The 12,715-nt window shown below is 36.7% G+C and carries 6 protein-coding genes; all 6 read left to right on the forward strand.

Annotation, left to right across the window (positions count from 1 at the left end; genetic code table 11):
• Positions 1–132 precede the first annotated feature (132 nt).
• The 6 genes from tkt to LIZ98_RS09640 all read left to right on the forward strand — a co-directional run bounded on the left by tkt (position 133) and on the right by LIZ98_RS09640 (position 11,719).
• On the forward strand, positions 133–2,139 hold the full coding sequence (gene tkt / locus LIZ98_RS09615) for a transketolase (protein WP_227139542.1): 2,007 nt from the start codon (positions 133–135) through the stop codon (positions 2,137–2,139).
• 911 nt (positions 2,140–3,050) lie between these two features.
• On the forward strand, positions 3,051–4,337 hold the full coding sequence (locus tag LIZ98_RS09620; RefSeq protein WP_227139543.1) for an ABC transporter substrate-binding protein: 1,287 nt from the start codon (positions 3,051–3,053) through the stop codon (positions 4,335–4,337).
• 104 nt (positions 4,338–4,441) lie between these two features.
• Positions 4,442–5,317, forward strand: coding sequence for a carbohydrate ABC transporter permease (locus LIZ98_RS09625; RefSeq protein WP_041847498.1), 876 nt, complete (start codon positions 4,442–4,444; stop codon positions 5,315–5,317).
• Positions 5,310–6,137, forward strand: a complete 828-nt coding sequence (locus tag LIZ98_RS09630; protein ID WP_041847499.1) for a carbohydrate ABC transporter permease — start codon at positions 5,310–5,312, stop codon at positions 6,135–6,137. The genes LIZ98_RS09625 and LIZ98_RS09630 overlap by 8 nt, the downstream gene beginning before the upstream one ends.
• A 46-nt stretch (positions 6,138–6,183) precedes the next feature.
• The gene (gene lacZ / locus LIZ98_RS09635; RefSeq protein WP_227139544.1) at positions 6,184–9,318 is read left to right on the forward strand and encodes a beta-galactosidase, LacZ type; all 3,135 of its coding nucleotides are present in this window, start codon (positions 6,184–6,186) and stop codon (positions 9,316–9,318) included.
• A 166-nt stretch (positions 9,319–9,484) separates the two neighbouring features.
• Entirely contained in the window at positions 9,485–11,719 is a 2,235-nt protein-coding gene (locus tag LIZ98_RS09640; protein ID WP_375293577.1) for an alpha-galactosidase, read from the forward strand.
• The last annotated feature ends 996 nt before the right edge of the window (positions 11,720–12,715 follow it).

The following is a 12,715-nucleotide window of genomic DNA, read 5'->3' on the forward strand; positions in this document are numbered from 1 at the left end:
GATTTGTTATATCAATTTTAAACAATACTATATCTAACCTTTTTGGGTGATAAACCTTTCATAGATTAGGGCAATTTGCGGTCAACTATTGCACTTGATTTAACAAAAATAGAAACTATAGGAGGAAATCTAATGGTTAGCACCGTTTCTGTTGAACAATTATCAGTCAATGCGCTTCGAACATTATCCATTGATATGATTGAAAAGGCAAACTCCGGTCACCCGGGATTACCAATGGGTGCAGCACCAATGGCATATGTGCTATGGACCGAATTTATGAAACATAATCCGAAAAACCCAAAATGGTTTAATCGCGATCGTTTTGTTTTATCTGCCGGTCATGGCTCTGCATTATTATACAGTTTGTTACATCTATCCGGTTATCATGTTACAATTGATGACTTAAAAAACTTCCGTCAATTGGGTTCAAAAACACCGGGGCATCCGGAAGTCCATCATACGGACGGTGTTGAAGCGACAACCGGTCCATTGGGTCAAGGGATATCAATGGCAGTTGGAATGGCAATGGCAGAGTGTTTCCTAGCTGCAAAATATAATCGGGAAGATTTAAAAATTGTTGACCATTATACTTATGCTCTTGTCGGTGACGGGGACTTAATGGAAGGCATTTCCCATGAAGCAACATCACTTGCCGGACATTTAAAACTTGGCAAATTGGTTGTCCTATATGATTCAAACGATATTTCATTAGATGGAGATTTGAGCCTAACAAACTCCGATAATGTTCAAAAACGTTTTGAAGCGCTTGGTTGGCAAGTGTTGCGCGTTGAAGACGGTAACGATTTAAACGCTATCCGTCAAGCAATAAAAGAGGCTAGATTAAATACAGATCAACCGACATTAATCGAAATAAAAACAGTTATCGGTTACGGGTCACCAAATAAGTCCGGTTCTTCTAAATCACACGGTGCACCGCTCGGTAAAGATGAAAGCAAATTAACAAAAGAATTTTACAGCTGGCATTATCCGGAATTTGAAGTACCAGAGGAAGTTTATGCTGATTTCAATGAAAAAATTGTAGAATCAGGTAAGGCTGCTGAAGAGAAGTGGGAAAAGACATTTACTGAATATAAAGAAAAATATGTTGAAAAGGCAACTGAATTTCAAACTGCCATTAGCGGTGAACTTCCGAATGGCTGGGACAAGGATTTACCGGTATTCACACCCGGAGAAACGGTCGCAACTCGTGTTTCTTCCAGTAAAGTGTTAAATGCCATTGTGAAAAAAGTTACAAATTTAATTGGTGGTAGTGCTGACTTATTTGAATCAAACAAAAATTATATGGTTGGACAAGGTGATTTTTGCCCGGAAAATTACTCAGGCAGAAATATTTGGTTTGGTGTTCGGGAATTTGCAATGGGTGCAGCGCTGAACGGGATGGCACTTCACGGAGGTGTAAAAGTTCAAGGAGCTACCTTCTTCGTATTTAGTGACTACTTAAAACCAGCGATTCGCTTATCTGCTTTAATGAGTGTGCCGGTAACCTATGTATTTACTCATGATTCAATTGCGGTAGGAGAAGATGGTCCAACCCACCAACCCGTTGAACAATTAGCTGGATTAAGAGCCATTCCTAATCTTTCGGTTATCCGGCCGGCAGATGCGAATGAAGTCCAAGCTGCATGGCGTCTCGCTTTGGAAAGCAAAGACCAGCCAACGGTATTAGTATTGACTCGCCAAAACTTGCCAACATTAGAAGGGACAGCAAAAAATGCGTATGTAGGTGTAAAACATGGGGCATATATAATCAGTAAAGGTGAAAAAGAAGTTCCGGATGCGTTAGTAATTGCGACAGGTTCAGAAGTTCAACTAGCAATACGGGCACAAGGTGTATTAATAGAAAGCGGAATTTCTGTTGATGTTGTGAGTATGCCTTCATGGGATCGCTTTGAACAACAAGATGAAGCTTATAAAGAATCTGTCTTACCTTCTACAGTGAAGCCTCGTCTTGCAATCGAGATGGGATCTCCTTTCGGTTGGGAAAAATACGTTGGTGAAAAAGGAGCAGTTCTTGGCATAAACACATTTGGTGCATCCGGAAATGGCAATAAATTAATAGAGGAATACGGATTCACCGTTGAAAATGTTGTAAATAAGGTGAAAGAGTTGTTGAAATAAAAAGAATCCTCAAAAATTGAAATCGCGATATCGGGGATAGCCTAATGCTGATAAACAATGATAATCCAACTATTCATGGAAACTGGCAATGATTAACTATTTCTTAAAGACTGCTGGAGAGTAACCATCGTTGTTTAATGATTATGTAAAATCACCAACTAATATACAGGTTGGTGATTTTTCTTTATGACTGTCATGGATAATGATTTGATGGTTAATCCGAAAGTGATGTAGTAGTTGTTTAACATCATTTGGAAAGATTGGAAGCGACACAAGATACCATAATTCAACAACAAAACAATTCAATCTTAATGAGCAATTTCAATCACAATCAATTTATACATTATGCTTGTCCTCAATCTCCTTATAGAAGTATCTTCGTCAAATACATTCCCTTCTGCCAATTTCTTTTCTACGGCAGCAAACTTACGGGACACATCCACCATAATCATCATTTTTCATATTTTTACAAACTCATAATGACCCTATCACCGTATCCGTTTTTTTAAATCAATCGGATCACTAGACTCATGACATATCTATCATTCCTTTTCGGTATGCTCTTTTTGATATTTGGTAATCACGCTTACTTTCAAATTCTCCCCTAACGTTATTAAATCGTTATGAAAAAAAGGTCTTTTTCTCAATATTATTAACATAGTAGTAAAAAATACAGTAAAATAAAACGTGTAATTTAAGTAAAATACTGCAATTATTTTTCTTTAACTTGCAGGAATTGTAAAGAAAATAGTTACTTTAAACCAGTAATTGTTACTTAAATGTAATGCCTTTGTAGCCTGTTAGAAATGAATTTTTCTGATATCAAAAATAACTCTAGATTTTTTAAATAAACAATGGTAAAATTTTAGTGAAAAGGTAACGTTTCCATTTTACTGAGGAGGTATTATTTTATGAAAAAGATATGGATTTTCTTGTTTGCTAGCTTACTATTGATAGCAGGTTGTTCTTCTGGTGAAAAATCCAATCAAGGGGGAAGCACAGAAAAGAAAGATGGTTCCATAACCGTATGGGCTTGGGATCCAAAATTTAATATTGCTGCGATGAAAATTGCTGAAAAGTACTATAAAGAAAGTAATTCCGACTTTAAACTGAACATCATCGAAAATTCTCAAGATGATATTGTTCAGAAATTGAACACCGGTTTGAGTTCAGGAACAACGAAAGGTATGCCAAATATTGTATTGATTGAAGATTACCGTGCTCAAAGTTTTCTACAAGCTTATCCTGATGCATTTTTTGACATTTCCGATTATATTAACACAGATGATTTTGCTCAATACAAAATTTCTTCATCTAGCTATGATGGAAAGCAATATGGTCTACCATTTGACACTGGTGTAACCGGTTTATATCTTCGTAAAGACTATATTGAGGAAGCTGGTTATAGTTTAGAAGATTTCCAAAATATCACTTGGGAACAATTCGCTGATATGGCCATCGATATTTATAAAAAAACAGGAAAATATATTTCTACGAATGACCCGAGCGACTTAGGAATTTTACGTGTTATGATTCAAACGGCCGGTTCTTGGTATTTGGAAGAGAATGGTAAAACACCTAATATTGCTGATAATAAAGCTTTGAAAGAAGCGTTCCAAATTTATAAAAAGATGGTAAATGCCGGTATTTTTAAAGAAACAACAGACTGGAGTCAATATGTAGGCGCTCTAAACAGTGGCGAAATTGTAGAAACAGCTACAGGAAACTGGATTACTCCAAGTATTAAGGCGGAACCTTCCCAATCCGGTAAATGGGCAATTGCTCCGATTCCTAGATTATCGATTGACGGTTCTGTAAACGCCTCCAACCTAGGCGGTAGTTCATGGTATATTTTAAATGTTGATGGCAAAGAAGAAGCTGCAAAATTCTTGGCAGAAACTTTTGGAAAAAATATTGACATGTATCAGGAGCTTGCCACTGAAGTCGGTGCAATCGGTACTTATATTCCTGCTACTAAAGGAGAAGCCTATCAAACTGCTGATGAATTTTTCGGCGGTCAGAAAACAATTAGTGATTTTACAACTTGGATGGAAGAAGTAAAACCAGTTAATTATGGTATGCACACCTATGCAATTGAAGATATTTTAGCTAACGAAATGCAAAAATATTTAAAGGGAGCCGATCTCCAAGAAGTTTTAGATGATGCGCAAAAACAAGCCGAGGCCCAAATAAAGTAATAAGTAAATAATCAATAATAGCCGGGCAATTTACCCAGTAAGCATGTGCGTTCAAAAAATTAATGGATAAATTGCCCATTTCTTTTTTCGGGGGAGGTATTATCATGGGACTGAAGTTTAAAAAGAGAACCATTGGATGGATGTTCGTTATTTTTTCAGTGTTTATGATCTGTTTGTTTTATTTCTATCCAATGATCCAAGCTTTCATCTTATCATTCCAAACAGGAATGGGGAGTAATTTAGACTTTGTTGGTTTTGAAAACTATACACGTTTATTTAGTGACCCGACCTTTTTGACCGCATTAAAAAATACTCTAATTTATCTCATTTTCCAAGTTCCAATTATGATCATCCTTGCACTTGTTTTTTCAGTGCTATTGAACAGGCCGAATTTAAGGTTTAAAGGGTTTTTTAGAACGGCGATCTTTTTGCCGGCCGTTACTTCACTAGTTGCTTACTCTGTTATTTTTAAATATTTATTTGCTACCGATGGACTTGTTAATAATTTTTTAGAAACTGTACACATTATTTCGGAACCAATTAATTGGATTACCGACCCTTTTTGGGCTAAGGTAACTATTATACTTGCAATAACATGGAGATGGACCGGTTATAATATGATCTTTTACTTATCATCACTGCAAAATATCGACAGATCGATTTATGAAGCAGCAAAAATTGATGGTGCTTCCTCGGTACAACAATTTTTTCGAATTACAATTCCGATGTTGAAACCGATTATTCTTTTTACATCGATCACATCAACAATTGGTACACTGCAATTATTCGATGAGCCGATGAACATAACCCAAGGCGGACCGGGTAATGCAACACTGACAATCTCACAATATATTTATAATTTATCATTTAAATACAGCCCGGATTTTGGCTATGCAGCAACTGTATCCTATGTAATCGTCATATTAGTCGTCATCTTTTCGTTGATTCAATTTAAAGTGGCAGGTGATCGAAATGACTAAGGTAAAAAATATATTTATTTATGTTTTTCTGAGTGTGGCTGCATTTATTTCGGTGTTTCCATTTATATGGATGATTATCAGTATGACAAATAAATCTGTTGATATAACAAAAGGTACATTACTTCCTGGTACAAATCTTATTGCGAACTTGAAAAACTTGTTCAGTACTTATGATGTTGGTTCAGCATTATGGAATTCATTTCTAATTGCCGTAGTAACGACTGTACTTGCCCTAGTTATTTCCTCAGCGGCAGGTTATGGTTTTGAAATGTATAAAAATCGATCAAGAGAAACCGTTTTTAATATCCTATTATTATCTATGATGATTCCCTTTGCCGCATTGATGGTTCCTTTATACCGGATGTTTGGCAAATGGACAAATGTCGTACCGGGCATAGGTATTGATACTATTGTTGCTGTTATTCTTCCAGGTATAACAACAGCTTTCTTAATCTTCTTTTTCCGTCAAAACACAAAGATGTTTCCGAGAGACTTAGTTGAAGCGGGAAGAATTGATGGACTGAGTGAATTGGGTATCTTTTTCCGGATATATATGCCGACAATGAAAAACTCATATGCGGCAGCGGCAATTATTACATTTATGAACAGTTGGAACAATTACATGTGGCCGCTTGTAATTTTACAATCTCCTGAGAAAAAGACGATTCCTCTACTTGTTTCTAATTTAGGGGCAGCATATGCACCGGATTACGGTGTGATTTATACCGCAATTGTCATTGCCACATTGCCGACAGCGATTATTTTCTTCTTGATGCAAAAACATTTTGTCGCAGGCATGATGGGATCTGTAAAAGGTTAATAAGTTTTATATAAATAAAATCACATTGAAAAGGGGTACAAAGGTAATGAATAAGGTAAAAAAATTTTCTTATGTTCCTCCAACTAACGGCTATCCAGAGTGGAATAATAATCCAGACATTTTCCAACTAAATCGTTTAGCTGCACATGCAACATCAATTTCTTATCAGAGCATGCAAAAGGCTCTGGAGGGAAAACGGAGTGAATCTACTTATTATTATTCATTGAATGGAAGCTGGAAATTTGCGTTCTATGAAACTCCTGAAATGCGAAATCGGGAATTTTTTAAAGAAGATTTTAAGAGTTCTGGTTGGGATGAAATAAAAGTACCCGGACATTGGCAATTACAAGGATATGATTATCCCCAATACACTAACGTAAGATATCCTTGGGAAGATACAGAAAATATTAAACCACCTTTTGCACCGACAAAATATAATCCGGTAGGCCAGTATATTACAATGTTTAAGGTGCCGAAAGAGTGGGAAGGGCAACCGGTATATATTAGTTTTCAAGGTGTTGAATCCGCTTTTTATATTTGGGTTAATGGTGACCTTGTCGGATATAGTGAAGATACATTTACTCCAGCAGAATTTGATATAACCCCCTATTTAAGAGATAGGGAGAACAAACTTGCGGTCGAAGTTTATCGCTGGTGTGATGCAAGTTGGCTTGAAGATCAAGATTTTTGGAGATTGAGTGGGATTTTTCGTGATGTTTATTTATATACCACTCCAATTGTTCACATTCAAGATTTCTTTGTACAAACAGATTTGGATCAAAATTATGAGGATGCAGATTTGAAAATCACAGCAAAAATGAGTAATTATGAGGGTGAATATAAAGGAAGAGTAACTTTTGAAGCACAACTCTTTGATTCAAATCAGCGAGCAGTTCTTAAAAATCCACTTATCTATGAAATTGAAATGTCCAATCTAACTATTGAAAATATTACTGTTCATGCATTTGTGGAAAATCCTTTAAAATGGAGTGCAGAATTTCCTAATTTATATACTCTTGTCATGAATGTAAAGGATTCAGATGGGAATGTCATTGAGTATCAAAGCTGTAAAGTCGGATTCCGAAAATTTGAACTGAAGGACGGGGTTATGCATATTAATGGCAAACGGATTGTCTTTAAAGGTGTGAACCGTCATGAATTTTCAGCTGATAAAGGAAGGGCAATTGATTATGAAGATATGCTTCATGATATAAAATTAATGAAACTGTATAATATTAATGCCGTTCGGACTTCTCATTATCCGAATCATCCATTGTTTTATGATTTATGTGATGAATATGGACTTTACGTCATCGATGAAACAAACCTAGAAACTCATGGAACTTGGCGTTACGATCAGCAGGAAGAGGAAGAGACCATTCCAGGGAGTAAGCAGGAGTGGACGGAAAATGTCTTAGATCGTTGCAATTCTATGTTCCAGCGTGATAAAAATCACCCTTCTGTTGTTATATGGTCTTTAGGGAATGAGTCTTTCGGCGGTGATAATTTTGTAAAAATGCATGACTTTTTAAGAGAAAATGATCCGACAAGAATTGTTCATTACGAAGGCATTTTCCATTACCGAAAATCGGAAAGGGCTTCAGATATAGAAAGTACCATGTATATTCCTCCACATGTAGTCGAGCAATATGCGATTGAGGCGGAAAAATCAAATAAGCCGGTAAAACCATATATATTATGTGAATATAGTCACTCAATGGGGAATTCAACCGGTAACTTGTTTAAGTACACTGATTTATTTGATAAATACCCGGTCCTACAAGGCGGGTTTATTTGGGACTGGAAAGACCAAGCTCTACGGACGACAACGAGTGATGGAATAGAATATTTGGCATATGGAGGTGACTTCGGTGAATCTCCTCATGATGGAAACTTCTGTGGGGATGGGATTATTTTTGCTGACGGAACGGTTTCTCCAAAAATTTTTGAAGTGAAAAAATGCTATCAAAATGTAGATTTCTCCGCAGTTGATCTAAATCAAGGTGTCATTCGTTTAAAAAATAAATTTTTATTTACAAATTTAAATGAATTTACTTTTAAATGGACCGTAACAGAAAATGGAGTAGAAGTGAAGTCAGGAACTAGTGAAGTGAATGTTGCTCCGGGCCATACGGAAGACATAACTCTTGGAATTAGTACCAGGGACTTTGAATCTTACTGTGGTGAGTTAGTATTAACGGTAAGCCTTCATTTAAAAGAAACGAAATTATGGGCAGAAGAGGGACATGAGATTGCTTTTGAGCAATTTATAATTCGAGAACCAGAAATGGTTAAAGAAAATTATGATATTGTAGGTGAAATATCTGTTACTAATCTTGAGCAAGAGTTACATGTTAACGGAAAACAGTTTACAGTTGTTTTTGACAAAACGAGCGGTTTCTTAACGTCTTATATTTACAATGATAAACAGTTGTTGCAAACTCCATTAAGACCAAACTTTTGGCGTGCCATGACGGACAATGATCGTGGAAGTAAATTGGATGTTCGCAGTGCTGTTTGGAAAAATGCTGGTAAAAACAGTTCCTTAAAAGATTTTCACTTTGAGGAAAAAGAGGGTCATGTTGTTGTTTCAGTTAAACATACGATTCCAACTGAAAAAGAATCAATCTGTTCTATTCGTTACCAAGTGGACTCAATAGGAAAAGTTACTGTTCATTATGAACTAATTCCAAATCCTAATCTCCCTGAAATTCCTGAAATCGGTATGATGTTTACGATGCCGGTAAGTTTTGAAAATGTGGAATGGTACGGGAAAGGCCCACATGAAAATTATATCGATAGAGAGAAAGGGGCAAAAATTGGTAAATATTGCGGGAAAGTTTCCAAACAATATACGCCATATTTAAAACCGCAAGAATGTGGAAACAAGATCGGCGTGCGATGGGCAAAAATTTATGGTGAAGATGGAACTGGATTGAAAATAACCGGAATGCCAACGATCGAATTCAATGCACTTCCTTATTTACCTGAAGAACTTGAGCAAGCCAGTCATATGTATAAGTTACCGGAATCAGATAAAACAGTTGTCCGTGTAAACTTTAAACAAATGGGAGTAGGCGGAGATGACAGTTGGGGACAAAAAACACATCCGGAATTTACATTATATGCTGACCAAACATACAAATACTCTTATATACTAACGCCGATCAGGGAAGAGTAATATTGTTATATTAATGTTCTAAAAAAATCCCTATACTAAATCTATAATTATAGGGATTTTTCTTAGTCATAAGTAATATTTTAATAAAATAACCGTTTACTTTTGAATTTTATTGGAGATTTCCAAAAGTTGTGGAGGCGAAGAAATGGACATGAAGTTGGACCAAATTGCCATCTATTACAATGAAGGGACGAAAGAATTTCATATCCAAGGTTTGAATTTTAGCTATATATTCAAGATTTTAAAAAATAACCAACTAGGACATATATTTTATGGAAAAAGGATTCACCACCGAGCATCATTTTCCCATATGCTTAAAATCAAACCGAGGGCAAATTCCACTGTACAATTTGAGGATGATCCGGCATTTTCCTTGGAGATGATTAAGCAGGAGTATCCATCCTATGGAACGACGGATTTTCGCGAACCTGCATTTCAAATTGTTTATGAGAATGGTAGCCGTATTTCGAACTTTGAGTATAAGGAACATAAAATTTATAAGGGGAAACCCAGATTAGATGGGCTACCGGCAACCTATGTAGAAAATGAAAGTGAAGCCATTACTTTGGAAATCCACTTGTTTGACGAACAAACGGCTACAGAGATCATTTTACTATATACCGTTTTTGCTCAATTTAATGTTCTTACGCGGAGTGCGAAGTTTATTAATAAAGGAAAACAAGCATTGAATTTAACAAGGGTCATGAGTGCAAATATTGATTTCTTTGATGCCGATTTTGAAATGATCCATCTGTCCGGGGCTTGGGCAAGAGAAAGACATGTGAAAAATCGAAAACTGGAAGTAGGCATCCAAAGCATATCAAGTACTAGAGGAAATGCAAGCAGTCCACACCATAACCCGTTCATTGCTTTAAAAAGGCCGGATGCGACTGAACATCAAGGGGAAGTGTACGGGTTCAGTCTCGTTTATAGTGGAAACTTTTTGGCACAAGTTGAAGTTGATAACTTTGAAATTGCCCGTGTATCGTTGGGCATCAATCCATTTGATTTTAACTGGCTATTAGAGAGCGGAGAATCGTTTCAGACACCTGAAGCGGTGATGGTATACTCGGACCAAGGCTTAAATGGAATGAGTCAGACGTACCATGAACTTTATCGAACCAGGCTAGCCAGAGGAAAATGGCGGGACAAAATGAGACCTGTTTTGATTAATAATTGGGAAGCAACATACTTTTCATTTCATGAAGAGAAATTACTGGAGATAGCTAAAGTTGCCAAAGGCCTCGGGGTAGAATTATTTGTATTGGATGATGGATGGTTTGGACAAAGAAATAATAGCAAAACATCTTTAGGGGATTGGTTTGTTAATCACGAAAAAATACCAAGTGGAATTGATGGTCTGTCGCGGAAAATCAATGATCTCGGTTTAGCATTCGGCTTGTGGATTGAACCGGAAATGATTTCAAAGCAAAGTAAGTTATACAGTGAGCATCCTGATTGGTTGATCCAAGTTCCGGGCAGGAGACAATCGCCGGGAAGAAACCAGTTCGTACTGGATTTTTCGAGGAAGGAAGTTGTTGATCATATTTATGAAATGATGGCAAAATTGCTTTCCACTGCATCAATTTCTTATATCAAATGGGATATGAACCGCTATATGACTGAAATAGGATCGGCGACTTTACCGGCTGAACGCCAAAGGGAATTATCTCACCGTTATATTTTAGGTGTTTACCGTTTGTATGAACGATTGACCAGTGAATTCACCCATGTTTTATTTGAATCGTGTGCCGCTGGTGGAGCACGTTTTGATCCGGGAATGATTTATTATGCCCCGCAAACATGGACAAGTGATGATACAGATGCCGTTGAACGATTAAAAATCCAATACGGTACATCTCTTGTTTACCCATTAAGTGCGATAGGTGCACATGTTTCTGCCATACCTAATCACCAAGTTAAACGGTTGACCAATCTCCATATGAGGGCTGCTGTTGCCTACTTCGGTGTCTTCGGTTACGAACTTGATGTTACAACAATGTCAGAATACGACAGGGCATGTATGCGTGAACAAGTCAATTTTTATAAGAAACATCGTGAACTGATTCAAAAAGGGATCTTTTATCGGTTATTGAGTCCCTTTGTTGGAAGCGGTAATGATACTGCATGGATGGTTGTTTCAAAGGATAAGAAAGAAGCGATCATAGGTTATTTTCAAGTTCTGGCAAAACCAAATCCTAAATACAAAAAACTGCTATTAAAAGGTCTGGATCCGAATACAGAATATGAAATCGAGGGTTCAAGTGTAACACATTATGGAGATGAACTGATGAATTTCGGTCTTGTATTGGAAGAAGGAAATGTTGTCGTTGATCAGAGTGGTTATAAACAATCCGGTGATTTTACGGCGCAACTTTTTGTCATGAAGGCAAAAAGATAGGTTTTGTCATTTTTAATTTCCTAATCTGCGGTCTAGCACCACCAGCTTTATTGGGTGGTGTTTTACTGCCAAATATGGGGAAGCTTGGAGTTTGGAAAATATTAAAGTTATCCATAGTTCTAGGTTATCCACAATACAATAATTCCTATAAAATTTTCCCTGCCTAACACGATTTTTTATAAACCATAGCAGGATTTCTTAACCTGATATCGAAAATTGTATATAATCCCCCCTTACTTATTCATCCTGATTCAATTGCACAAATCACTTTCATTCCTAAGTATGGAATCATATTTTAAAAAGGAGTGACAACATGCCTGTTCTTACCTACTTTTATGAAGATGCAGGTACGTCAAGGTATACAGACCATGACTAACTTTTTAAAGAATTACTTCATACGTTTTTCGCAGAATTTCTCGAGTTGTTTTTTCCCGAAGTGCACAAGTATATCGACTTTTCGGCGATTCGGCCGCTTTCTGAGGAAGTATTCACAGATCTTTTGGGAGGTGAAAGTCGGCGTGCTGATATTGTTAGCTAATAGGAAAGTATAAATTTTTCAATTTCTACTTTCCTAACGCATAAGTGCACAAGGAAAGCTTCGAGGGATTACATCGCAGCCGAAAAAATTTTATATTTTTTCGGTGAACTACGGCTCTGCTCTTGCCTAAAGGCTAGGCAATCGCCGAGTTTTCTTTATCGAAGCAAAATTAAAAGGGGAAGAAACAATACTCATTATTCATGTCGAACCACAAAGCTACTATCAAACAAATTTTCATGAGCACATGTATCTTTACTTTAGCTTGCTTTATAATAAGTATAGGAAACCAATTTAACCCATTGCAGTCTTTACGTATGACAAGAACTATAACGAAAAAAATGAATTTACGATAAGCTTTCCGTTTTTCCATGTATTGAGCTTTCAATTTTTAACATTGACATTACGAAAATTGCGTTGGCGTGATTTTATTCACTCGAACAACCCGGTTGCGGCAGCAC

Source organism: Caldibacillus sp. 210928-DFI.2.18 (assembly GCF_020554505.1).
GTDB lineage: Bacteria > Bacillota > Bacilli > Bacillales > Caldibacillaceae > Caldifermentibacillus > Caldifermentibacillus hisashii.